The sequence below is a fragment of the Pantoea sp. MBLJ3 genome, from assembly GCF_000816655.1.
GTDB lineage: Bacteria > Pseudomonadota > Gammaproteobacteria > Enterobacterales > Enterobacteriaceae > Pantoea > Pantoea eucalypti.
On sequence record NZ_JSUT01000005.1, the window covers coordinates 40803 to 65974 of the forward strand.

Below are 25172 nucleotides of genomic sequence, written 5' to 3' on the forward strand. Positions count from 1 at the left end.
TCACACGAAACTGACGTCAGTTTCTTTGCGTTTTTTGTAATGGGTCACGGCGATCGCAATCATGATGACGCCGCCAACCACGATATTCATGAAGTAGTTCGATACTCCCACCAGATTGAGGCCGTTCTTCAGAATGGCGATCAGGAAAACCCCCATCAGTGTGCCGCTAACTGTGCCTTTGCCGCCCATCAGGCTGGCGCCGCCCAGCACTGTCGCCGCCAGGACATCAAGCTCACCGCCAACCAGCGCATTCGGCACCACTTCGCCCATGCGATAGACCTGTACCAGCCCGCCAATCGCCGCCATCGCGCCCAGCCAGCCATAGGCGAAAACGTGGATCAGTCCAACGCGAATACCAATACGACGGGCTGACTCCGCATCCCCTCCGACGGCGTAAAGCTGACGGCCCAGATTGGTTTTGTTCAGCAGCAGGGCCGTTACTGCAGCAATCAGCAGCATCGTGACCAGGGGCAGGCCCACCTGAAAGCTCTCTCCCTGCCAGCTGAACGGCAGCACGTTGCGCAGCGTGATCCACCACTCCGGCAGCGAATAGAGGCTGCGGCCACCGGTTACCCACATCAGCAGTCCGAACAGCAGCGATTGCATGCTGATGGTGATGATGATGGAGACCACCCGCAGCGTGGTAATCAGGAGCGCATTGATTACGCCGAACAGCGTGCCGCACATCACCGCCAGCACAATGCTGAGCAGCGCATTATCGAACTGGAACTGCACAAAGAGTGACGCAAGCAGGTACTGCACCACGGAGGCGACAGCCGCAAAGGAGATATCGATACCGCCGGTGACCAGCACCACAAACAGACCCAGTGCAAAGATGCCGGTGACGGCATAGCTCTCTGCCAGATCCAGCAGATTCTGCATGGTGAGAAACTGATCGCTGGCAACCGAGAAAAACAGAATGAATGCCAGCAGTACCCAGGCGAGCCAGCCCTGACTGGAGTGCGGACGAAAACGGGAAAAGTCAGGCATTGATCACCTCCGCCAGCTGCTGCTGCTCGACGCTATCAGGTTGGTATTCGGCATGGATCGTGCCATCGCGGAAATGCAGGATGCGGTCGCAGTTGTACCAGACCTCTGGCACTTCATCGGAGATCAGAATGATCGACAGGCCCTCTTTCGCCAGCTCATGGATCAACTGGTAAATACTGGCCTTGGCACCCACATCTACCCCAACGGTAGGCGAGTCGAGGATCAGAATTCGCGGCTGGGTCAGCACCCATTTCGCCAGCACAATTTTCTGCTGATTGCCGCCGGAGAGGGTAGAAATGGCGAGGTTCGGATCGGCCACGCGCACGCCAAGCTGCTGGATCCACTGCAGGATCAGCTTGTTCTTGCGGTATTCATCAATCAGGTGAAACCGGTTCTGGAGTTTGTCGAGGATCGGCAGCACCATGTTGTCTGCCACAGACTGCTGCTGCACCAGGCCCAGCGTCAGGCGATCTTCCGACACATAGCCGATACCCGCTTTGATTGCATCTTCATGGCCGCGAAAGCGTACCGGCTTACTGTCGAGCCAGATTTTACCACTGTCGGGACGTGTCATGCCGAATAGTGAGAGTGCCAGTTCAGTGCGTCCGGAGCCGAGCAGGCCGCACAGCCCAAGCACCTCGCCTTCATACAATTTAAAATTGACGTTGTGATACTGGCCGGCGCGGGTTAAATCCTCTATCTCCAGAATGGCGCGATTGTCGTTGCGTGTCGGCGCTTTTAGCTGGTAGTCGAGTTTCAGACCGGTCATCAGCTCTGTCAGGTGGTGCGGCGTCATCTCCTGCGCGGGCCAGCAGCCCATTTTGCGCCCGTCACGGATTACCGTAACGCGGTCAGAAATCTCCAGCACTTCATCAAGCCGGTGGCTGACAAACACCACGCAGATATTTTTGTCTTTCAGATAGCGTACGGTTCGCAGCAGCTGATTTACTTCGGTTCGGGTCAGGGAGGCGGTGGGTTCATCCATGATCACCAGCCGCGCATCGGCGACCAGGGCACGGCAGATCGCCACCTGCTGACGCTGCGCGATGGAGAGCGCTGCGACCTTTTCATCCAGATTCAGGTCGAACTTCAACTCATTAATAATGCTGCGCGCGCTTTCCTGCAGCCGCGCGCGGTGGTGCCAGCGCAGCAGGCCGTTGAGGTTATGCTCAAAGGCGATGTTCTCTGCCACGCTCAGGTTGGGAAACAGCGACAGATCCTGATAAATCACCTGGATACCGAAGTCGCGCGCCTGCCGGGTAGTAAGGCGCGGCAGTGGCGCGCCGTCGCCCAGGGTGATGCGGCTGCCGCTGTCCGGGGCGTGCACCCCGGAAATCACTTTGATCAGAGTGCTCTTGCCACAGCCGTTGGTGCCAGCGAGACAGTGCACTTCGCCTGCCAGTAAGGTCAGGGAGATATCGCTCAGCGCGCGGTTGCCACCAAATGTTTTCGACAGGTTATCGAGCGCAATCAGTGTCTGTGGAGTGACCTCTTGCATATCAAAGCCCCATTTTTACCAGTTTTGGCAGGTTTTCTTTATCCAGACTCTCTGTATTGTTACCGAGAATGGTGTGGCTCTTTTCATCCACTTTTACCTTGCCCAGCCCCTCAATCGTCATGCCGTCAGTAATCGGCTCTTTCTTCTGCATCATGTCGGCAATACGCACAAAGACTTCGCCTGCGGTCTCAGGATTCCAGATGTAGCCGCCTTTGATGGCGTTACGCTGAACCAGGGAGGCACCCTGTCCCGGACTGAAAGAGCCAAGGACACAAACCTGATCGATTTTTTTACGGTTCATGACCGCACGTCCGGCACCGATTGGCCCCTGCGAACCAAACGCCAGGATGCCTTTCAGATCCGGATATTTAGACATCAGCTCATTCGTGGTACGGATGGAGTCATCCAGTGATTCACCAACGCCAAATTTGTCGGTGACCAGCTGCATTTTGGGGTAGTGCTCTTTCTGATAAGCGAGTGCGGCGTCAGTCCACTGCTGATGCAGCGGCACCGTCAGGCTGCCCACATACATGGCGTATTTGCCTTCATCGTGCATGCACTTCGCCAGTGCTTTCATATGATTGATGCCATGGGTTGTCGCATCGACCAGTTCAAAATCCCAGTTGGCGCCCTGCTGACCGGGAGACTCATGGGTAATGACTTCGATACCGGCATCGCGTGCCCGTTTCAGCACCGGCTCCAGCACTTTTGGATCGTTGGGGACCACGCCGATGATATCGACTTTCTGCGCAATCAAATCTTCAATGGCACGCACCTGAAGTGCCGGGTCAGCGGCAGTAGGGCCGACCATCCACGCATCAATACCGCGCTTCGCTGCTTCACTTTTAATGCCGGTTTCCATGGCATTGAACCAGGGAATACCGCCAATTTTGACCACAATACCCATACGCAATTTATCAGCAGCTTGCGCGCCCGTGGCGGCAAACAGAGCAAGTAAAGAGCAGGCGATAAGATGTTTTTTCATACAGACTCCGGGTTAATTTTTAATTAGCTGCATGGATTGATAACGCTGTGAACAGACGATGACATTAACGCCATTCCACGCCAGTTCCTGTTCAAGCTCTTTATCTTTTAATTGGTCAGTAATAAGAAAATCGACATCGCGGTAATGACATATCCGGGCAAACGAGGGCCGCAGAAATTTACTGCCATCCATTAAAAGATGTTTTTTTTCGGCGGCCAGCAGCATCTGTTGTTTCAGGTGTGCATTATTCTCATTGCCTTCGCGTAAATATCCGTCGTTACCCAGACTGCTACAGGAAAAAAATATTTTATTAATCTGAAATTCCCGTAGTGGTTGCTCAGCCACCACCCCATGAAAAGCCTCATCACGATCGGAATATTCCCCGCCCAGACAGATAGTGCGAATACTGCCGCGAGCGGCAAGCGTCTGTACGATGCGCAGCGAATTGGTTAATACCGTTAATTCAATGTCTGGCAACTGTCGCGCCAGATACCAGCATGTGGTACTGCTATCCAGTAAAATACAGTCGCCGGGGCTGATAAAGTCGAGCGCGCGTTTGGCAATAATCATTTTTTCATCAACGTGCTCATTAATTCGCTGCCGAAAAGTTAATTCACTTTGGTTAGCGATTCTGCTATTTCCTTGTGTGCCAGTGTTCTGTTTTTTTATCAGAACGGCGCCGCCATGGCTGCGTTGTAATAAACCGCGCTTTTCAAGCTGGCTTAAATCACGCCGAATAGTTTCCTGTGAAACCTGACACAGAGTGACCAGTTCTGAGACAATTACCCGGCCATTTATATTAATCTCATTAATAATTCTTTGCTGTCTTTCAATCGGCAACATACTTATCCTCCGATGGATATAAAGTACTGGAAGCAGACACGGGAAAATGTGGACTGGGCAGGAGTCCACGTGGGTAAATTTCGCTGGCGTTTATAAGGTGATGAAGTCGAAATATTTCATGAAAAATATTGCGGCTCATTACATTATTTAGTGATTTTGCTCACATAATTAGCCTTGTACGGCAGGTAGCAATCACCAAAAGGGTTAATAAACTATATAGACATTGTTGCTATGGCGTGACTGTTTATGACCGTTTGTGTGGGTTTGACCGTTTAAATCCACACCTGACTTTCTCAGCGTTCCTGTTAAGTCACCTGAGGGTGAGGGAAAGAGAAAAAATAACAGACCCAGTCCTGGTGATTCAGACGAAAATCAAGCTGTTCCGGCGATGGTTCTTCCGCTGAGCGGTTTCTGCTTTTATGATCACGAGACTGCAGTAATGGAATGCGCAGCCTCGTTCACGCTATTCATCTTTCAATTTTGTGACTCTCTGATCGTTGTTTATGGGCGCTTTAGTGCGCTCAATCACCGGGCTGCGTACAAATGTAAATGTAATTGATAATAGTTATCGTTTACATTATTGTTCGTTCTTCTTCAGGGAAACGCAAAGGAATCGGAAGAAGATGAATTATCCTCAGAAATTAGTAAAAGTGCTTTCTGGTAAGCAGATATTTGCCGGATTCGCAGGCCTCACGTTCTGCTTGCTCAGTGTAACGGCACAGGCGGTCACCGTCACAGACGTTGCGGGACGCACGGTTACCGTGCCGGATGATGTTCAGCGTGTGGTACTCGGAGAAGGCCGCTTGTTCTTCGCGCTTTCGCTGCTTGAGGGCCAGAAACCGTTTGACCGAATCGTCGGCTGGCAGGGCGATTTCCGTAAACTTGACCCGCAAACCTACGCCACCTATCGGGCGAAGTTCCCGCAAATCGACAACATTCCGTTGATCGGCACGACCAGTGCCGACACCATCAGCCCTGAAAAAGTGCTGACACTGAATCCGCAGCTGGCGATTTTCGGTCTGTCGGGACATGGTCCCGGCAAAGGAAGTGAGCTGGTGAAACAGCTGCAAAACGCCGGTGTGCCCGTGGTGTTTGTGGACTTCCGCACCTCTCCGCTCAAAAACACTCTGCCGAGTATGGAACTGCTGGGGAAAGTACTGAACCGCGAGAAACAGGCGCAGGAGTACATCCGCTTCTATCAGGAGAATATTAAACGCGTCACCGATGTCACCCGCGATATCCCGATGCAGGATAAACCGAAAGTCTTTATCGAACTGCGGGCCTCCACAGCAGATGAATGTTGCCGCTCAGCCGGTAACGGCAACATGGGTGATTTTATCGATCTGGCGGGTGGCGTGAATATCGCCAAACCTCTGCTGCCGGGCGCGCTCGGTCAGGTGAATCTGGAAAAAGTCATTGCCGCGCAGCCAGATGTCTATCTGGTCAGTGGAGGTGCCAGACCACCGAAAGCGGGTGATCCGCAGCCGGTCAGTTTATTGCTGGGCGCGCAGACCACACCAGAACAGGCAAGCGGCAGCCTGAAGCCGCTGCTGGCGCGTAAAGGCATCAGCACGCTGAAAGCCGTGCAAGAGGGGCGCAGTTTTGGCATCTGGCACAACTATTACAACTCTCCCTATAACGTGCTGGCCGTTCAGTACTTTGCCAAAGCATTTTATCCGCAAAAGTTTGCCGGGCTCGATCCGCAGAAAACACAAAAACAACTTTATAAACAGTTCCTCGCTGTCGAACCGACCGGCACTTACTGGACAGAGTAAAAGGAACTTTGCCCCGGCTGCCGGGGCGTTTTACCTCTCGGAGAGAAGAAATGGTTAAGACTAAATTTACACCTGCCGTTAAAGCGGGGCTGTTTGCACAACTGATTACTGCCACGATGCCGGTGATGGCGGAAGAGGCCAGCGAGGTAAAAGAAAATGAAGATCAGATGGTGGTTACAGCCTCCTCTGTCGAACAAAATCTCAAAGATGCCCCCGCCAGTATCAGCGTAATCACTCGCGAAGATCTGCAGAGAAAACCGGTACAAAACCTCAAAGAGGTGCTGAAAGACGTTCCCGGCGTACAGCTCACCAATGAAAGCGATAACCGACAGGGTGTCAGCATTCGCGGACTGGGCAGCAGCTACACGCTGATCCTGGTCGACGGCAAACGCGTGAATTCCCGCAACGCCGTCTTCCGCCATAACGATTTTGATCTGAGCTGGATCCCGGCAGAATCGATCGAACGTATTGAAGTGGTGCGCGGGCCAATGTCCTCTTTATATGGGTCCGATGCGCTGGGCGGTGTGGTCAACATCATCACCCGTAAAGTCGGCACCCAGTGGCATGGCACGCTGAGCGCAGACACCACCGTTCAGGAACATCGCGATCGCGGTGACACCGGCAACGGCAATTTCTTTGCCAGCGGCCCGCTGGTTGACGATTTACTGGGTGTGAAAGTTTATGGTGCGCTGGGTAAACGCAATAAAGATCAGGCCAGTTCCGCCAGTGGCAGCACTGGTCAGCCGCGCATTGAAGGTTACACATCGCGTAATGCTAATGTGGAATTCTCACTGACGCCGGATAAAGATCAGGACATCACGTTCGGTTACGGGATGGATCGTCAGGATCGGGATTCCGACACCCTGGATAAAAACCGTATCGAGCGCGAAAACTACTCGCTCGGCCACGCTGGCCGCTGGGGAGTGGCGAATACCGAACTGCGTTTTTACGGTGAAAAAATCGAAAATAAAAACGCCAAAACCATTACCTCGAAAAACAATTCTCTCGACGGCAAAGTCGTGATCCCGCTGGGTGATTACACTCAATTCCTGACGTTCGGCGGTGAATACCGCAACGATAAGCTGGAAGATGCGGTAAACATGAAAAATGGCGGCAGCGTGCAGGCTAATCAGTACGCGCTGTTCCTGGAAGATGAATGGCACATCTTCGAAAACCTGACGCTGACTGGCGGCGTACGCATGGATGACCACGAGAACTACGGCGTCAACTGGAGCCCGCGTGCCTATCTGGTCTACAACGCCACCGATACGGTCACGTTGAAAGGCGGCTGGGCATCCGCTTTCAAAGCGCCTTCTCTGCTTCAGCTGAGCCCGGACTGGCTCAGTGGTTCATGCCGCGGGAGCTGCAATGTGGTGGGCAATAAGGATCTGAAAGCAGAAACCAGCGAAAGCATGGAGTTCGGACTCTATTACGCCGGTCAGAGAGGGTGGCTTGAAGATGTTACCGCCAGCGCGACGGTGTTTCAGAACGACATTGACGACATGATTACGGTTATCCGCACCGCCAACCGCAGTCTGGCGCCATCCTATCCAAACTTTGCCGGATTTGATGCCAGCGGCAATCCGATCTTCCGCTATTACAACGTGAATAAAGCACGGATCCGCGGGCTGGAAACGGAACTCGGTCTGCCGGTCGCCGACAAGCTGAATCTCCGACTGAATTACACCTACAATGACGCCCGCGATCTGAGTAACGGCGGCAATAAACCGCTATCTGAACTGCCGTTCCACACGACGAATGCGACGCTTGACTGGAAACCGCTGGAGGACTGGAGCTTCTATCTTTCCGCGAATTACAAAGGCGTGAGCCGCACCGTGACCGATGGCAATGCAACACCAGGCGGATATACCACCTGGAATACCGGCGGGTCATATCAGGTGAACAAAGCGGTGAAAATCCGTGCTGGCGTTCTGAACCTGACCGATAAAGATCTCAACCGCGACGACTACAGCTATAACGAAGATGGCCGCAGATATTTCGCGGCTGTTGATTACAGTTTCTGATCGTCAGCGCCGGCCGGGACATCAGCAGTCCCGGCTGTTTTTGCGCTTTAAGTGGTTACTACGGGTTCCATCAGAGCCTGACATCAGAATCAGTCCGTCCTGACGATGCATTGTAAGAACGCAGAAGATGCCTGTTCAGTTCTGATCTCATTCAGCGATGTCACTCACCGACAATTAATGTGCACGATTATTTTGCGCGTGCATAAAGCGTGCACGCCAGGGCTTGAGCACCCACAACGCCAGACCGGCCGTGATAAAGTCGAAGGTAATCGCGCAGCTAAAGACCAGGTGCCAGTTATGGGTGTGCTGATACATCAGCGCCGCCAGCGGACCACCAAAGATCGAGCCAATTCCCTGAGACATATAGAGCCAGCCATAATTCGTGGAGGCATTTTCACTGCCAAACGTATCGGTGAGTGTGGAGGGGAACAGCGAGAAGATTTCACCCCACCCGAAGAACACGACGCCTGAAAGCAGTACGAACAGCACGGGATCTTCACGGCAGGCGAGCCACAACGTCATCGCGACACCTTCCAGTGCGAAGGCAATAAACATGGTATTTTCGCGGCCGTAGCGGTCGGAAATAAAACCAAACAGCGGGCGCGTCAAACCATTGGTGAAACGGTCGATGGTCAGCGCCAGTGGCAGGGCGGCCATACCGAAAACGACTGCTTTGCTGATGCCAAAGTCTTCAGCAAAAATTGCCATCTGCGAAGTGACCATCAGTCCTGAGGTCGACATCATGGTCATCATCATGAACATCAGCCAGAACAGCGGCTGGCGCAGCATTTCTCTGGATTTAAACTGGCGCTGGCCTCGTACGGGTGACGATGTGTTGCTGACCGGCATCATCGCGCTGCTTTCAGGCAGCCTCAGGTTCTGGCTGGCGAGAAGTCCCACAGCGGCGAAGATGAGACCAAATGTCGTCATCGTCTGTTCCAGCCCGTAGCTATTAAGAGAAATGGAAATCGGGAAGGTGGTAAAAATTGCGCCCATGCCATAGCCCGCCGCAACGGTTCCGGCGGCAAAACCGCGTTGCTGTGGAAACCACTTCATCACCAGTCCCACTACGCCGATATACACAATCCCCGTACCCAGTCCGCCCAGGCAGCCATAGACCAGATAGAGAGCCGTCAGGCTATCGACCCGGGCCGCGATTACCCAGCTGAAGCCCGCCATCAGCGTACCGATGGAGATCAGCAAACGTGGACCAAAGCGCTCAACCAGCCGGCCCTGGAAGGGAGAAAAAAAGGTCTGCAGAATAATCAGCAGCGAGAACGTGACCTGCAGCTCCGCCAGTCCGACGCCGAGTTTGGCAATCATCGGTTTGGTTAACAGCGTCCAGACGTACTGCGGGCTGGAAATAGCCGCCATGCAAATGAGTCCAAGCAGAAGCTGCACCCACTTGCTGTGTTTCGCTATCACCACCGGTTCGCTAATTGAGGTCATTCTTATGTCTCCACATTACGCTCTGCTACACAGCTGAAAATCAGTCTGCTCTGTTTACACACTGTTCTGGCATTGCGCAGTTCCAAACCTTTGCCTGCTGCTAATGCCAGATTACTGAGACCGATATGCCGGTACATAGGTGTATGAAGAGAATTAAGCAGAAAATGTGCCAATAAAAATAACCATTAATATCAACAGGTAATGAGATGGCTTAGAGGTTTAGTGTGATGAAGTGCAAAGATTTAGTGCGCTGAGATGGTGCGTGGGAAAGCGCTGGTGGTCATAAAAGCATTGGGGTTTTGGGTTTTAAGGGCGATGTGCTGAGAGGGGCTCTCGAAAAGAGCTTAAACCGGTGGCTGAAAGATTGGGTATGGAATGGGTAGATTCTGACTCTAGGAAAAAACTGGAAACACAAATAGCCCGTAGGGTTTTCATCTTCGGGGCTTTAGGGAGTTTGATGATGGATCGGGTAATCATCAACCAGGAAAATGTACTCCTGAAAGCCTTATTTCTCTGAAGAGATCTGACGAACAGTCATCAGGAATTCATGAGCCGTGGTTTCCCAAAGTTCAGGGGCAAAATCAAACCCATATCTTCTGCTGAATTCCTTTTCGACATTGCCATCATAGGCTGAGATAAAATCGTCAACTTCTTCGACAAGATCGTTGAGCATCCAGTCTGGAACTGACTTTTTGAAAAGCCGTACTATACCTTCGATCGTATCCTCGCCATCATTGATGATGTCTGCGTCCTGATTGAAATAACCGAAAATCAGTTGGTCAAGAAAGTGGAATTTTTGCATTTTGTACCTATAAATCCGGGAATGCTGTGAGAATGTATTAGGGTTGCCGTTATATTGCTGAAACTCGATAACAACTCTCACATTTTTCATGACTATTCGCTGGCTACCTCCGCGCCGGAAACCATAGCCGATCGCTTTGCCAGATGCATTGCGAATAGTCAGCCTGCCTCCGCTCAACACCGATTTTATTACGTCACGGTTAGCGAAAAGCGCTTTCGATATAGTTTCTTCTGCTGACCGTACCTGTGTCCAGTCACTGCGTCCGGGCCTAGAGGTGAACGGCCAGCGCGTGACAAAATTGCAGCTGAACAGCGACACCATGACAATCACCTGGACGCCGCGAAACCGCACAACAAGCCATCCGGTGCTGAGTTTCTGCCAAAGTTCGACAATTGAAAAGAGTGAAAAGAATTTCAGGAATTTTTAGTAATAGGATCTCCAAAAGGAGCTAAAGAAAAACATAACTTATTTTTATAGCTTAAAATAATTCTGTTTATGTATATTTAAATGGATCGTCTTTTAGATAACATGTTTATAATTATAATCGTTAAATAACCATATAAATCAATTTTTAACATGGGGTCTAATTAGTGGTGGCGCTGGAATATAGTTCCAATGGAAATCCTGCGTCAGATTAGATATTCTCAACCCTGGACATAATTTGCTTATAAGGAAGAGTATGGACGCAAAGCAAATTGCTTATGGAATTGTGGATGGTATGTCATCGATTCCTTCGGGCATATATCAGGGGGTTATAAGAACGTAGCAGGGTTGCGGCCTTGCCGGGAGCGATCTTAAGAACCGGAATCGAAGGGAAACAGAACGATTTATGCGGTTGGTTAAGGCCACTACAGACAGGCATGAACCAATCCGACAACTGATTACTATTGTGATTTTCGATTTTTATGCAAAGCTCGATAATGAGAGTAAGCAAGCTATTGATGGTAAGCTGGGTTATGGTGCTGGCAGGCTAGGGGGAAGGGTAGGTTCACAATTTATTCTGGCCCAGTTTATAGCTAAAAAAATATTAACTCGTATCGTTACTGCTGAGACCTTCAAGCGGTTTGTGAGAGTTGGTTCGTCGCTATCGTTGAACCTTCTCATGATTCAAGGGTTAATCGAAGAGGCTTCACTCGCATCAAGACGGATGCAAAGCAGATTCCTAAAGACTTATTCTAAGGTTTCCCGACTGAATTTGGATATGGTCTATTTTCTTGTTGAGAAGCCACTTGAACCCTATCTGATGTACATCAACAGCCATACATTAATGTGTAAAGGTATACAGAATGAACTCTGCAAAATCATTTCTACTAAAATTCGGTAAGTTCATAGGTATACAAACTACTAATGTGGTTGAAGCTTTTTCCACGGGGATCTGCTCCTTCGCAGCATTTTTCTCGTTGTTTATATTTGGAGGCTGGCCATTAAAGATTGTTGGTTTTTTTGGTTTTTTCATACTGGCCTGGTTTATCGCTTATCTAATGGATAAGCTAAAAGGTGAAGCATGATTATTATGTCACATAATCTGTAAGTTATGATATTAAACGCTAAAGCCATGATACTAATCATGGCCTTTTTTATTGCGTACTTTCTCTTATCAAAACCAGCATATCTCAAGGATGTGCTCTATGGAGTAATTGCTGGTGATCCTTTAACCACTATGTGATCTGGCTGTGTGGTGAATACTGGAACGTAACCCTTTAATTTATTTGGCTGGCGAAGTCTGAATGGATTTTTTATCTTTGTGAATTTAAATGAAAATTATTGATTATAAAATTGTTGGTACACCTAAATGTATAACAATTGCTTTTGCTAAATGGTTTTTTATGCAGGGGAGGGCGATGGCTTTGCATCTATCTTCAGATACGCTTTCAGACCTGAAGAGCGTTTTACGCCACGCGGATCCGAAAAGAAAGGGATACGGAGCTTTGGTGAGTCGTTCACTTTAATTGTCCAGACAGACCCGCCAATGAAATTGAACTCAATGATTTCGTGATTGACAGACAGCGCCTCGAAAGAACCTGACGAATATGCATTGCCAACCTGCAAACTTTCAACAATACCCTGACTCAGGCTGATGAGAGTAACAGTAAGAAACTCTTCAAAGATCACATCATCCGTTGTGAAAAGAATATACCTATCATTGTCGACTTTAACGGAGGCTTCGAGTACCTGTCCTTTTATAGTGATACCCGTCGGTTTGTTATCGATTAATACTTCAGAAACGGCCTGCTGAAAATCAGTCGCTTTACTTTTCTCAATAAGCTTTACCGAGAGAGTTTTTTCCATGACTATCTCCATACTGGAAAAATTAAATAATATGAAGTTGGATAAAAATCACAATAAGTCCAGTCAGCAAACAGCATAAAAAACCAAATGCAAAAGTATAGTAAAGTGGTTTGAGAGTATTTATCTTTTTTAGATTTTGACTTTCATGTGCAAAACTATAAGCATTATCGCTCCTGTTTAAAAATAAGATTTTTTTGTTTTGTTTTAATCGCATAAAAAAATATGTCATTAGAGGTGAACCTATATATCCCATATTGCAGTGCAACAAGTAGGGGTGGGAAGTGTATGCTTTTTTTGGAAGTCTGAGATCAATTCCTGGTAACGGGATCTGTTAATCAGATACAAAAGAACACTTACTACTAAGCAAACTAAAGGAAGCATAAGCAAGACCATCAGGACCGATTTCATTTCTCAAATTCCCATGTATTCATAGATAGTATCCATTACAGAATCACTCGCTTTAGCACCTACATAGCCCGCAGCTATTGAGCCAACAGCAGCGCAGACTACCGCGCCGGTTCCTGCTGTGGCGATCCCTATTACTGCGTATACACCTAAACCTGCGAAAGCACCGGCTGCACCAGCTCCCACACCCGTTAAGGACGAAGCACCAAACTTACCATACTCTTTGAATGCGGTTCTTTTACATTCGCTCTAACGTCCTTTCACACTGGCATTGACTAGGTCTTTCATGATTCCAGCAAAGGCAAACCCCATTCCTATGTAACCACCTGATTTTAAGGATTTTACAGCTTTTGCTGTATTGCCTGCATAACTTGAATATCATGCCAGTCCTACTGTAGAGCATTCATGCACTATGGAGCGACAGGGTAGATTTTGACCTGCTCCCAGTATCAGATAAAACCTTCAGTTAGGAATATAGAAATATCGTGGTTGCCTTTTGTTTGCTTTCTTAAATTTAATATCAACTATCATTACATTTCTTTCGGATTTAAACGTTTTTATTATTGAGGGTTTTGTTGGATTGTTAATTTAAATGATTATTTTAATTCTGTCATTTTTAATAAATTTTTTAAAAACTAAATGATAAGTGGATATCTATTCTTCGATCAGGTCAAACAAAGATGATAAGCAAAACTACTGGATAATGCAGTATTCAAGAGTTATTCTGCAGGCAGCTTAACATATAACTGAGGATAGAGAATGGAAGTTATCCCTGGCGATATACAGTCAAGGCTACAGCTAGTCATCTCTAAAGCGGCAGTGCTCTTACCCTCTGACGTAGGTCAACAGCTTCTTGCTATGGTCACCCCCTCAGCATTAGCAACTATGGCGGGGGTCATCGTGGTTTGGGCTGGTGCGCACTTTTTTGGGATTGGTGAAATCGCTGATTTAGTGCTTCTCATTGTAGGTTGGGTAGCAGTAGGGGGTGTAGCGCTTGAAGCGGCTAAGAAGTTGTTTGATTTTGCCACGAAGACTAACGCAGCTCGTAGCGAAGGAGATCTTGACGTTGCTGCTAAGGATTTAGCAGACGCGATCACTCTGATAGGCGTTAATACTGTCCTCGCACTTCTTTTGAAGAAGAAGCCTGGTGATACATTTAAGACTCCTTTCAGGGGAGTAAAAATGCCCATATACAGCAGCGATATTGGAAGGAAAATGACCCTGCCTCGCAATGGAGGCTGGCGTTATACTCCTAAGATAAAAATTACAAAGCATAGTGACGTCGTTCAGGGACGCACAAAACCCTGGGGGGACGTAGAAGTAGGACGCAACTACTATCCTGGCGCAATGTCGAAAGATGACGCATATTTGCAGATGCTTTCAACTCTTTATCATGAACAGGTACACATGGCAATTGCGCCTAAGTTCTATTTATTTAGAGAACTTAGGGTTTTCATGAGACAAAGCGCATATAATAAATCATATATATTACGATACCTGGAAGAGTCACTTGCTGAAACTATTGGCTTATTAAGGGCAAGAGGGATGAGTAGGGAGTATATCATTGAAGGCTTCAAATTCCCTCTTGGAAATACTTACGAAATTACCTATACATTATTGCGGCATGAAACTGCAGGTATTCTTTTGGGTCCAGTAGTGGTTGGCGGGTTGATGTATAATGTTTGGTATGGAGTTCAGCAATGATATCGCAAAACAAAGCTGTTGAAATTGCCAAAGAATATGCAAGGGAAACAGGTTATGGTTGGGACGAACGTTTTCATGAGGCTGTGAGATCGTCTTTTAATGGCAAATCTGTTTGGGTTATTTCAACCTCAGATTTAAAATTTTCTGAAGATCTTCCATGGATGATGGAAAGTATGCCTAATCCAGTTAAATATTATATAGATGTCTCTAGTGGTGAATGTATTGCAGTAGGGGGAAGAGGCAGTGCGACTCTTCGATTAAATAAATAAATCAAAATGTTCATTATCGACTTTATAAAATATGAGAGTCTTTTCGCGAAAATTTAAATGCTTTGTATGCGGGCTTCAACGGGATAAAAATATACAGAATTGTGAAGCCTGCTAACAGTGTTAGCGAATAAGATACAAGGTTTTCTTGTGTACCGCTGCGAATGGTATAAATGAGTCCTGCGAGAAGGATAGCTATTAATATCATTGCAGCTATGAATCTTTTCTTTAACTGTGAAAGGAGCCAGGGATAAGGATAACCGTTTTTATCAGCATGCTGGCGTATCACAGAGACTTCTTTTGGTGTAAACCCTTCTTTTAAAAGCATTTCTTCGATTTGGTTTTTATTCATAATGAATGTTATTTATTTGTCTTACGATAGTCTGATTGTAACTCATTACCCAAGCTCTATACAAAACGGACAGGTATTTGTAAGGCTTCTGGTTTTTTAATTTTTAGCAATAGTTCTCTAATGCTAACATTTCCGCATTAAATATGTGCTTTTAAAATTACATGTAGCCAAAAAGCCTGGTAATTCTGAGGGAGGTAGTGCTGGCATATTTTGCTTTTTAGATTTTAGAAGGCGCTCTGCAAAGATATCAACGGGATTGAACTCAATCAGTTCCTTGGTAGCTATTCAACGAAAAATTTCATTTAGCCGGGAGATAATGCGCCTCAGGGTTTCAAGACCCCCCGCGCTGTTCGATTGGATCAAGCTGATGCTTCAAGAGTTTGGGCCGAATCTCTTTAATCGGAACATTATTCAATCCAGGGAAGACGTTACGTTCAAGGCTACGCCAGATATCAGCTACATGATCTTCTAAAATCACTGACGTTCTTTTCTTCTCTTCCAGTTACTTTCTTGCCACTACCTGCAAGGTGTGTTCAGTGGACGCTTTTAATGCATTCGCTTTGTCGGTCTTATGCGTTTGCAGATCAATCTGCTGGGCGAGTAGGGCAAGGTACTGATCTCTGAGAGAGCTATCTTGCGCGAATATAAGGTAAGGGTAAGTACCCAAACTCATTTTCGTTCGTTTCTTAGTCACAGGAGTCGCATACCTGAAGTACCAGTTTTCATGCCACCTTTCATGATCGGCGATATGCGCAAAAACAAGCTGTCATCATCAAAGAGGTTCACTTCCTTCTCGGCAGGCTTAGTGTTTTTGATTTGATTATTATTGAGTTTAGTGACGATTTTCGGCATGTTCGGCCCCTCAGATTTTGGACCCATGGGGCTGGGGCGAAAACAGGGTGTCATTTGGCGTGGATTCTAGCCACTCTCAGTGGACTGCTATGGACACAAAAAAACCCGCAAAGCTTTCACCTTGCGGGCTTTCAGGACTTCGATGATGGTTCTGGTAACCATCAACCAAGAATTTTGGTGGGCTGGCGGAGTCTGAAAAAGTCTCACAATCTTCTGAAATTAAGTGTTTTTCGCCAATTCAACTTTGACGCGTGTACCTAAACGTGTACCAATTATTGGATCTCACACCCCGTAACGGCTGAGCTAGGATATTGAATGCTCGGCGCTAAATCCAAAATGAAATGATTTTAGAGAAAAGTGTTCACACTGTTCACTTTTTGTTTTTACTGTTTAAATTCATTGGATTAGGTGGTGAAGGGCTTTAGACGAGATTTACACTAGTGTGCATTAAAGGTGATCACCTTATCTAAGATTTTCAAAAACCGGCCTAGGCCGGTTTATGTAGGTTAGAACTATAAAATTACGATGATTTAAGAAGGTCTAAAACTCTTAGTATAATTGTTTATGATATCAATTGAACGCAACTTAGATGAAATCAATCGCTGACGGATAAATTGCTCATCATGAGTCTTATCATTTGTACATATAGCATTGATAAAATCAATTATGGACTTCTTGAATGCATCAAGGTTGCCAATAGTCATTATTCTAGTTCCTTCATTTAACGTTGCTGCGTACTCAGGAAAGTTGGAATGATGTATCATGACTGGCTTGAATGTAGATGTTTGATCATACATGCTTTTAAACCATGCACCGGAGCCATTTAATTGATTGCAATCATGCTTGCTAATTCTTTCAGCCGTGGCTCCATTTTTACATTCAATGACTAAATATTCATTTTCACCCATAGACCATAGGTTATCAGGACCCTTTCCAGTATCATTCTCTGGCCGATGACTCCTAAACCCGATTAATTTAGCTACCTGATCTATAGCATTTTCGAATGGATTCGCAGTACCTTCCATAAATATAAGGTTTTCAATTATTGAATTTGTGTGGATAACAATTTCATTATTACTGTCGAAATTATTTCTTAAATATAAACTACATTCCTTTGCTTGTTCTAATGCTGCACCATTCAATCTACTATATGTTACACCCATTAATGGCTTCAATACACGATGGTTATCGCTTGAAGCCGACTGAAGTAATGTTTGAGCTTCACTTTTATCATAAAGATTAACGTATTCTGCGGCATGCTCTTTCAAAAAACCTTTGTGGATTTTATCATTAACATTACTATCGTTTCGTAGGGTTTGAGCAGCATCGTAATTCATGTTTCTTGAAGCTAAATCATATGCCATTCTCTTATTTATTGTATGAGGGTCTATTTCTTTATGAGTGGAGGATAACCCAGTTAATACACCCTTACTCATTGAGGTCCATTGTGGCTCTCTTAATAAACAATAATCAAGGGCACCCTTGATTGTTGTAATTGTAGAGTCAGGTAAAATATTCACTAATTCTTGAGATAATTTAATTTGAGCTTTAGTGGCTGGAGAGAATTTCTCTAAGGAAGAACCTAGGAAAACAGCACCATTTAAAGCTTTGCCAAGCAGGATTACTCCACAAAAATCGTCGCTCGAACGTACACCGCGTCCCATGCCTTGTTCAATTTTCTGAATAATCTCGTCTTTAGTTTTCTCACTTCCCAACAACATGCTTTGAGTTGTCTTGTCAACTAATCTACGAACATCAGGAAGACCATCAATGACTAAAAGGCGACAGGCAGTATTTGGTAAATCTATACCATCATACCTATTAACCATAACAACTAGCCCTACATGTTGACTTCTCAATTCTTGTACACCGTCATACAAGCTATCTTTATCTAAAATTTTATCAGCAACGTCATTCCAAAATTTCGCTCTGTATTCTGATGGTACGATAACAACCACATTGTGTTTGGTTGATATATCCTTGCACATCGATTTGATTTCAGGGTCGCTTAATTCCGGATTAATTACCTGAGGCATCAAAATCATTCTATCCCCAATATCACCTATGGTTTTGGGTGTTATTGGGTTCGACAATGAATCGTCCGTAATTCCGAAGTGGCTTGCTAAAATTGACTCATCTACGAGTGTAGCAGTCATGAATATTTTTCGGCGAGCATTTGATAAGCTAGGAATCATGTGAATTGGAATACAGTGAGGCGATATTTCAATCTTTGTAGCGCTTACTACACATTTAGAAAGCAAAAGGTTTTCTTTAATTAACGACCATTTAAAGGACAGGTCTTTACTTTCTCTGTTTTCTAAAAGTATTTTTGTTATTTCATGAATGCTTTCTTGCCACTTCCAGAACGGGACTCTAACATAAGCATTTTTATCGCCATCTTTTATTTCAAGAGTCTTTGCGCTTCCTTGTGTAAATAGAGAGTTTTCAAAAATTCTAAAAAGATGATCATATGCTGGATTTTCTCTGCTTATGCTTAATGTAAATTGGTCCTCAATTGTAGAAAGGCAAGCATGCGCATCGTCAATTATTATTGATCCAATTTCAATTTTTTCACCTTCATCTCCAACACCAAATACAGAACGGCCATTGACCAACTTGAATATATTTGTAACTAGAATCTCATGACCTGCGATAAATTTAGGGGACTTTTCATCGGAAGTTACAGGAATGCCTAAAAGGTTGGCTTCTTCAATAACTTGCTCAACTAAATATTTATCTGGTACAAGATATACTACGGGGCCTACTCCCTCATTAATGCAACTCTTTAGGATTATTAGTCCGACTGAGGTTTTTCCACTGCCAGTATTCATTTTTATAACAGTTGTAGAGTTATTTCTATCATTGAACCATTTTTCCCAAACTTCGGCCTGAACATCACGAGGATATTGAAATTTTGTATTTTTACTCGGAAGTGCGGTGAATATATCTCGAGGAGGTATTGCTGTATTGCTGTCAACCCCTTTAGATAATTTTGATAAATCTAAAAATAATCCGGACATTAGTATTCTCCCTTACTATAAATGTTTTTCGTTCATTGCTAGCTTATAGATCATTAACACATTTTTTTATTCGACGCATTAAATTATATTAATAATTCTAATGATAATAAAAATACTTAAATTTCAATTGGTTGTGTGGGTGTTTGTAGGGGGTTAGAGCTGTCAAGCTAAGGGGGAACTATCGCTAGGAAAAGCTTATCATTTCCCAAACTCTTGCCTTTGAGAAAGGCATAAAAAAACCGGCGTATGCCGGTTTATAAAGTATTTTTTAACAGCACGCGGGCAACCAATCAGCCTCGCTGTCCTCATGCAGCGTCAGATTGGTTTGTATGCCGTTATTCGTTCGGCGCTTGAGCAGTACGCGCTCGTATTCTTTCAGTGTCAGTGGTACTGCCTGGCCGAAAGCCGTCAGGCTGAGCGGGTGCTGATGGCCGCGCGATTCCATAAATGACAGATACGCATGATAGAGATAGCGCTTCGGGTTAATCGGGCGAATATTGGCGTTGCCGATAAACAACCCGTTCGGCGTGCTCAGTGGCATCAAGTAGCCGCAGAAATCGACCAGCGGATCAGCCTGTCGTTTTATCTCCAGCGCTTCGCCGGATGATTGCTGCGCCTGCAACAGTTCGCGCGCTTCATCGGGTAACGCGAAGCGCTGCATCAGATGACGAACAATGACGGCCAGCTCGGCGCTGATTTTATCCAGTAATAGCGTGTCACGCTCTTTCGCCGGTATTACTTCCGGGAACGTCAGGATTACCCGGCGACGCGATACTCCACCACTGCGATCGCTGAAGCGCATCGGGTTATTGTTCACCGCCAGAATCACCGCCGGGATATGCGTTGAATAAGCGTCACGGTATTTCGGATCGATTGCTACCGCATCGCCGCCGGTAATCGCCTTGATGCCCGCACCGTCGCCGCTCCATTTCTCCTGGTCAGGCAGGATAATCAGAGAGAAGCCCACCACGCTGGCGCGCTCGCGGGAGGATTCCAGCGTGTCGATGGTGGCTGACGTGGTGTTGTCTTTTCCGGCCAGCAGAGTGGCAATCGAGGCCATGACGCTTTTACCGCTGCCGCCGGGGCCGGTCACCTCAAGAAACATCTGCCAGTCATAGCGGTTTGCCAGCACCATAAATAATGCCGCGAGAATGCGCTCCTGCTTGTCGTGATTATGCCCGGCGGCCCGCGTTAACCAGCGCCAGAAAGCCGGGGCGTGGTCTGCGAGATTTTCACCAGGACGTGGCGCGGTGTAGTCCACACTGTTGACGGTGCGCAGCCAGTGCTCGTGGCGGTGCGGGCTGAAGGTGCCTGTTGTGGTGTCATACACGCCGTTACGGAAGCCAATCAGGCGGCGGGACGGTTCACCCATCTGCGGCACCATCAGCTTGAGCGTGTCCAGCACGCTGCCGATACCGGCGGCCGAGAACGGTGCGCGTACTTTCTGAAACAGCGCGGCGATTTCCCGGCGCAGCGTCTTCGCCTCCATCACCTGCCATGCGCCGTTCTCATAGCGGCAGATTTCTTCCCCGACCGGCGGCACGGCCAGCGCCTCTCCGTAATGGGCGACCAGCAACTCGGCTTTCTGGCTGGCGCTCATGGCCTTCAGGTCAGCCTCGCTGACGGATTCAAACGGGCTGAGTGGCTGCGGCTGCGTGAAGTCGGTGAGCTGCGCCAGCGTGGCGATATCGCCCTGCGCCAGCGTGGCGATATCGCCCTGCGCCTGCCACACGTCGTTCCAGTCACCCGTAACCGGCGGCAGTGCGGTTTTCCCGCCGCAGGCTTTCGCCGCTTCCTCTGCCTTTAACTGGCCGGTGCCGCTGTCGTCGCGGTCGGCGGCAATCAGCATCAGCGCGGCGGGGTATGACTCACGCAGCCGCTTTGCCAGTGCGGGCAGGTTGTTGGCGCTCAGCGCCACGTAAACCGCCTGCCCGGTCAGCCTATGCACGGTCAGGCCGGTGGCGTATCCTTCAGTGAGCCACAGCGTTTTGCCATCCGGCTCGCCTGCCAGCCAGTAGGTGCCTTTCACCTGCCCGCCGGGCAGGGTGCGCTTGTCGCCTGCGGCGCTGATGAGCTGCACGTTAACGGCCGTGCCGTCTTCACCGGTCAGGGGGATAAGCACATCCCCGGCGGCAAAGCTGACGCCACCACAGCGCAGCGCATCAGCAATTGTAAGCGCGTGCGTGCCGTGCAGCCCTTTCGATGAAAGGTAGGCATTGTCCGTGCGGCTGACGGCGGCGGCGATAAGTGCCTGCGCCCGTGCGGCTGCTTCAGTCTGTGCGCGGCTTTTGTCTGCGGCTTCATAATGCATAAACGGGGCTGACTCCGGCAGCGTGCCGAGCATTCCGGCCACCTTCATGGCGGCCTCTTTAGCGCTGATACAGAGCGCCTTTTCTACCAGGTTAAGGCCGTCACCGGCCCCGCACTGGTTACAGAGCCACGTTCCGCGCCCGTCCTGATTGTCAAAACGGAAGCGGTCTTTACCGCCGCACGCCGGGCAGGCACCGTGTCGTCCCCCGGCATGCACGCTGATACCGAGTGCAGGCAGAAGCTGCGGCCAGAATCCGATGGCCGCCTTTACGGTGTCAGAGACAATATGTTTCATATGCGCGTCCTCCCTCAGTGCAGCGTGGTGCGGCTGACGGCCGCTAGCTGGCTACGGAATAGCTCATCCATCATGGTGACGCCGAGCTGTGTCAGGCGCGGCGGGGCGGTCAGCAGGTCAGGCTCGACCATATCGCCCAGCATGGTGCAGGCCATCTCCATGCCCGCATCGGGGCCGTGACGGCGTACATAGAAGCCCTCCAGCTCAAGGGCGATAGTCATCTGCAACTCGTCGAGCGTGGCGGATACGGTGACGCCGAGGTTTTTGCAGGCATTCAGGTAGCCCTGCGCCAGCGCGCGGCGGTAAACGGCGGTGCGTACCTCAACGGGCAGGCAGGAGTGATTAGCGGTCATCATGGCGGGCCTCCGTGGCTAACATGCGGGATTCACAGGTTTCAACAACTTTACCGAGCTGGTCGGTGAGCAGGGCGACGACCGAGGCAAGCGCCGCGCCGTCCGGGACGCAGCCGCGTGCGCTCAGGCAGTTCACCGAGTCGAACATATCGAGCACGGTCACGCCGACCGTGTGCGCGTGCAGCAGACGCAGATAGTCAGCGTGGGGGATGGGGTAGGTGTCATGGTTATTCAGGTGTTGAGAAAGGGTGTTCATGCCGCCACCGCCTTAACCGGCAGACGACCGGCAAAGGACAGGACGTAATCGCGGGCGAGGCTGGCGCGGGCGCTGCGCTCATCGCCTGCCACGGTGCGCAGCATACAGAGACGCGCGGTCGCATCGGTGCGGCGTACTGCGGCAAAAATAAAGGTGAATTCGGGGTGAGCGGCAGTAAGGGCCGTTGTCATGAGGACAATCTCCATTGAGTAGCGGTTAACGCCACCACCGGAGCTGCAAATCTCATGGGTGGTGGCCCGAACGGGGTTTGCAGTACCGGCCTCAATGGATACCGGCCAGCCCGAAGGCTGCCCCGCCCGGGCCACCATTATTTGACAGCGGCTGCGGTCTAAGAACCACAGCCTGAAAAATGGGTAAGCCAGAGCAATGACACAAAAAAACACGCTTGGCGCGTGTTGTGTCGCCATTGAGTTACACGGGCTGCAAATCCCGGCTGCCGATTTTGCGGCAGCACGAAAACTGTATAACGGCCGCTTGCCAGAGAAAAGCCTTTTTTCACACATCGGGGCGTTTCCCTCAGCAACTGGTCAGGACGTGATCGGATTGCGGCGGATTTGATCGGAATATCCTGCTCTGTTTCTTAGCCCGATGCATGACAGGCTTCGCTTTTTTACTCATAACGGAGATGTGACCGAGCATTGCGCTGGTAAAGGCCGGTGCGGTTGCTGGTCTGTAGCTGAGGGCTGCCGTCAGGCTTTCTGCGGCAAAGGCGGCTTCTTCGCGGGTGAGCGGAAAGGTTTTTGTGCCAAATTTTAGCGTAATCATGCTGCACCCCCGGCGCGCTGTGCGATGCGGGCCTGCATCCAGCCGTCAATCTCTGACGCCAGCCAGGCGACGTTTTTACCGCCGAGGGAAATCTGCGAGGGGAACTGCTCCCGGCTGATTAAATCGTAAATGGTCGAGCGTGACAGGCCGCAGGTGCTGATGACTTCCGGCAGGCGCATAAAGCGGTCGCGTGGGTAAACGGCATCACGGATTACGGGAATGGCAGGGGCTGGTACGGATGAAACTGCGTGCATGGTGTTACCTCATTATGAGTCCGGCCGGTGCTGTCCGGTTCTGGTGGTGTCTTTAGGTAACTCCCTATTTTGTTGATATTTTTAAGTGTGGCAACACCCCTTCTTAGTGCAAAAAATAATCATTCATGAGATTCAGTGCAGTGTAATGCATTGAGTTGCATCCTGTTCTCTTTCTATTAATTTAAGTCATCATTCGTTAATTATTAATAGATAAAAACAATGAACTGAGGCTTACCAGAGAAAGGCTGGATTTCTGAAAAGTGAACACTAGTTAATACTCAGTGAATACTTCATTTTAAAGTGTTCACTTTTTTACTTACTGTATTTATTACCTTTTTTATCTCAGTGAATACCAGTGAACAGTTTTATAAGAAATATAATTAGTTAAAGGGCTATCCCATACAGGTTATGCCCTTGTTTGTTCATCGACAGGCGGAAAGCAATGAAATGCGCCGTCCTGTGGTACACGACAGAATGGCCTCATCCTTTACAGACGATGAGAGACAACCATGACTATGCCTGAACAGAAACCTGCATCACTGGAACGCTTTGAGAAAGCCCGCGCTGAACATACCGAAAGGATGAAAGCCTATAACGGCGTCTGCGCCGATATCGCCCGCTGTGAAAAAGAACAGCAGGCAGCCATCGAGGCAGGGAAAGAAGCCGAGAGCAACTGGCGCACGAGCTTTCGCAACCTGCGAGGCAATCTCACCGACGAGCTGCGCGCCGAACATTCTCAGCGCATCGCCAGCCGTGAACTGGCCGATGAGTTCGGCGGGCTGCTTAAAGAGCTGGCGCTGGATAAGCAGGAGGCGATGCTGAAATGCTGCGGTAGTGGTAAAGAGTATGTTGAATCGCACCGGGAGGCGTTTACCGGGTTCGCGGATGCGCACTGGCAGTCAGCCCTGCGTAACGTAAGTCCGTCGCTGCTGTGGGCCATTAAGCTGCGACTCCGTCGTGAAGAGCTTTCCCCGACATTTGCTGGAGACGACCGGGATAGTATTAATGACGTGGCTTATCTGGTCGGCGAAGCGCTGACGCGGGCGGCGGCTGATCTGCCAGACAGCAAACTAAATGAGGCTCCGCTGCTGGAGAATATTGGTCTGTATCGCCCGCCGCTTACGGGTATTGATATGGAGCTTTACCGCCATCCTATGCGCCGCCAGAAGCTGGCTGAATCAATCCGGGCGCAGCATGCAAAACTTCAGGAGGGAAGCCAGAAATGATGCATTGTCCCTACTGCAAAAGCGCGGCACATACCAAATCGAGCCGCTATATGTCAGAGCAGGTAAAAGAGCGTTATCACCAGTGCACTAACCTCGACTGCTCCTGTACTTTCAAGACGAATGAGAGCATCACAAAGGTGATCACCGCACCGCCACAGCCGGAAAAAATACCGGTACCATCACCGGAACCAGCAAGAGAACGCCAGACGCTGGGCCGTTATGGTTCTGCATTCCGCCAGATTCATTAATCCCTCACACTGCCGCTGCATAACCAGCGGCTTTTTTATTCCTGTCTTTGTCTTACTGAAGCCTTTTTTTGGCGAGCCGCTTTGTAAAGAGCAGTGCATGCATAGCGTGCATGGATCTGCATGCAAAATCATGTACCGCTTTCTCCCATTCAGGCCATATAGGGCGCGGCTTGGCCCACACAATGCACTT

The 25172-nt window shown here is 48.7% G+C and carries 22 protein-coding genes and 1 pseudogene; 7 read left to right on the forward strand and 16 right to left on the reverse strand.

The genetic code is table 11. From position 1 onward, the window contains the following. From NP77_RS06645 to NP77_RS06660, 4 genes are read right to left on the reverse strand one after another with little or no spacing between them, the layout of a single operon-like run. Window positions 1-990, reverse strand: a complete 990-nt coding sequence (locus NP77_RS06645) for an ABC transporter permease (RefSeq protein WP_008926751.1) — start codon at window positions 988-990, stop codon at window positions 1-3. Continuing rightward, window positions 983-2488, reverse strand: a complete 1506-nt coding sequence (locus NP77_RS06650; protein ID WP_039659473.1) for a sugar ABC transporter ATP-binding protein — start codon at window positions 2486-2488, stop codon at window positions 983-985. Before NP77_RS06650 ends, NP77_RS06645 begins: the two co-directional genes overlap by 8 nt. 1 nt (window position 2489) lies before the next feature. Further along, window positions 2490-3473: a substrate-binding domain-containing protein gene (locus tag NP77_RS06655; protein WP_003850327.1), complete on the reverse strand. Its 984-nt coding sequence runs from the start codon at window positions 3471-3473 to the stop codon at window positions 2490-2492. A 12-nt stretch (window positions 3474-3485) separates the two neighbouring features. Beyond that, on the reverse strand, window positions 3486-4316 hold the full coding sequence (locus NP77_RS06660) for a DeoR/GlpR family DNA-binding transcription regulator (protein ID WP_008926749.1): 831 nt from the start codon (window positions 4314-4316) through the stop codon (window positions 3486-3488). Window positions 4317-4939: 623 nt separating this feature from the next. Here NP77_RS06660 and NP77_RS06665 point away from each other — a divergent pair. Both NP77_RS06665 and cirA read left to right on the forward strand, forming a co-directional pair. Continuing rightward, a complete protein-coding gene (locus NP77_RS06665) occupies window positions 4940-6091 on the forward strand; it encodes an ABC transporter substrate-binding protein (RefSeq protein ID WP_039659475.1) in 1152 nt (383 codons plus the stop codon). 50 nt (window positions 6092-6141) lie between these two features. Next, window positions 6142-8115: a catecholate siderophore receptor CirA gene (gene cirA / locus NP77_RS06670; RefSeq protein ID WP_039659476.1), complete on the forward strand. Its 1974-nt coding sequence runs from the start codon at window positions 6142-6144 to the stop codon at window positions 8113-8115. 174 nt (window positions 8116-8289) lie between these two features. On the opposite strand, the gene oxlT is transcribed toward cirA, so the two are convergent. Then, the gene (oxlT, locus tag NP77_RS06675) at window positions 8290-9564 is read right to left on the reverse strand and encodes an oxalate/formate MFS antiporter (RefSeq protein WP_039659478.1); all 1275 of its coding nucleotides are present in this window, start codon (window positions 9562-9564) and stop codon (window positions 8290-8292) included. Between the two features lie 505 nt (window positions 9565-10069). After that, complete coding sequence (locus NP77_RS23625) at window positions 10070-10687, reverse strand: contact-dependent growth inhibition system immunity protein (RefSeq protein WP_197066360.1); 618 nt, start codon at window positions 10685-10687, stop codon at window positions 10070-10072. 508 nt (window positions 10688-11195) lie between these two features. Here NP77_RS23625 and NP77_RS06685 point away from each other — a divergent pair. Then, the gene (locus NP77_RS06685; RefSeq protein WP_039659479.1) at window positions 11196-11690 is read left to right on the forward strand and encodes a hypothetical protein; all 495 of its coding nucleotides are present in this window, start codon (window positions 11196-11198) and stop codon (window positions 11688-11690) included. 500 nt (window positions 11691-12190) lie between these two features. On the opposite strand, the gene NP77_RS06690 is transcribed toward NP77_RS06685, so the two are convergent. Beyond that, window positions 12191-12655 carry a hypothetical protein gene (locus NP77_RS06690; protein ID WP_039659481.1) on the reverse strand — a complete coding sequence of 155 codons (465 nt, stop codon included), beginning with the start codon at window positions 12653-12655 and terminating at the stop codon, window positions 12191-12193. 1164 nt (window positions 12656-13819) lie between these two features. Here NP77_RS06690 and NP77_RS06695 point away from each other — a divergent pair. Beyond that, window positions 13820-14764, forward strand: a complete 945-nt coding sequence (locus NP77_RS06695; protein WP_039659483.1) for a hypothetical protein — start codon at window positions 13820-13822, stop codon at window positions 14762-14764. Then, the gene (locus NP77_RS23380) at window positions 14761-15033 is read left to right on the forward strand and encodes a hypothetical protein (protein WP_156137290.1); all 273 of its coding nucleotides are present in this window, start codon (window positions 14761-14763) and stop codon (window positions 15031-15033) included. The genes NP77_RS06695 and NP77_RS23380 overlap by 4 nt, the downstream gene beginning before the upstream one ends. Before the next feature lie 22 nt (window positions 15034-15055). Here the strand turns inward: NP77_RS23380 and NP77_RS06700 are convergent, their stop codons facing one another. The 9 genes and pseudogenes from NP77_RS06700 to NP77_RS06740 all read right to left on the reverse strand — a co-directional run bounded on the left by NP77_RS06700 (window position 15056) and on the right by NP77_RS06740 (window position 23508). After that, entirely contained in the window at window positions 15056-15382 is a 327-nt protein-coding gene (locus NP77_RS06700; RefSeq protein WP_039659485.1) for a hypothetical protein, read from the reverse strand. Between the two features lie 168 nt (window positions 15383-15550). Then, a pseudogene (locus tag NP77_RS23630) lies at window positions 15551-16234 on the reverse strand (integrase arm-type DNA-binding domain-containing protein); the annotation flags it as partial. 530 nt (window positions 16235-16764) lie between these two features. Next, complete coding sequence (locus NP77_RS06710; protein ID WP_039659487.1) at window positions 16765-19254, reverse strand: DEAD/DEAH box helicase family protein; 2490 nt, start codon at window positions 19252-19254, stop codon at window positions 16765-16767. Window positions 19255-19522: 268 nt separating this feature from the next. Next, window positions 19523-21859, reverse strand: coding sequence for a primase-helicase zinc-binding domain-containing protein (locus NP77_RS06715; RefSeq protein WP_039659488.1), 2337 nt, complete (start codon window positions 21857-21859; stop codon window positions 19523-19525). Window positions 21860-21873: 14 nt separating this feature from the next. After that, the gene (locus NP77_RS06720; RefSeq protein WP_039659490.1) at window positions 21874-22215 is read right to left on the reverse strand and encodes a DUF5375 family protein; all 342 of its coding nucleotides are present in this window, start codon (window positions 22213-22215) and stop codon (window positions 21874-21876) included. Further along, complete coding sequence (locus tag NP77_RS06725) at window positions 22202-22468, reverse strand: hypothetical protein (RefSeq protein ID WP_019106103.1); 267 nt, start codon at window positions 22466-22468, stop codon at window positions 22202-22204. The genes NP77_RS06720 and NP77_RS06725 overlap by 14 nt, the downstream gene beginning before the upstream one ends. Then, window positions 22465-22992, reverse strand: coding sequence for a host cell division inhibitor Icd-like protein (locus NP77_RS06730; RefSeq protein ID WP_039659493.1), 528 nt, complete (start codon window positions 22990-22992; stop codon window positions 22465-22467). Before NP77_RS06730 ends, NP77_RS06725 begins: the two co-directional genes overlap by 4 nt. Window positions 22993-23005: 13 nt before the next feature. Beyond that, entirely contained in the window at window positions 23006-23254 is a 249-nt protein-coding gene (locus NP77_RS06735; protein WP_039659495.1) for a hypothetical protein, read from the reverse strand. Continuing rightward, window positions 23251-23508, reverse strand: coding sequence for an AlpA family transcriptional regulator (locus NP77_RS06740; RefSeq protein WP_039659497.1), 258 nt, complete (start codon window positions 23506-23508; stop codon window positions 23251-23253). The genes NP77_RS06735 and NP77_RS06740 overlap by 4 nt, the downstream gene beginning before the upstream one ends. A gap of 509 nt (window positions 23509-24017) precedes the next feature. Here NP77_RS06740 and NP77_RS06745 point away from each other — a divergent pair. Together NP77_RS06745 and NP77_RS06750 are read left to right on the forward strand one after the other, a co-directional pair. Further along, on the forward strand, window positions 24018-24734 hold the full coding sequence (locus NP77_RS06745) for a hypothetical protein (RefSeq protein ID WP_039659498.1): 717 nt from the start codon (window positions 24018-24020) through the stop codon (window positions 24732-24734). Next, window positions 24731-24982 carry an ogr/Delta-like zinc finger family protein gene (locus NP77_RS06750; RefSeq protein WP_039659499.1) on the forward strand — a complete coding sequence of 84 codons (252 nt, stop codon included), beginning with the start codon at window positions 24731-24733 and terminating at the stop codon, window positions 24980-24982. The genes NP77_RS06745 and NP77_RS06750 overlap by 4 nt, the downstream gene beginning before the upstream one ends. Window positions 24983-25172: the final 190 nt, after the last annotated feature.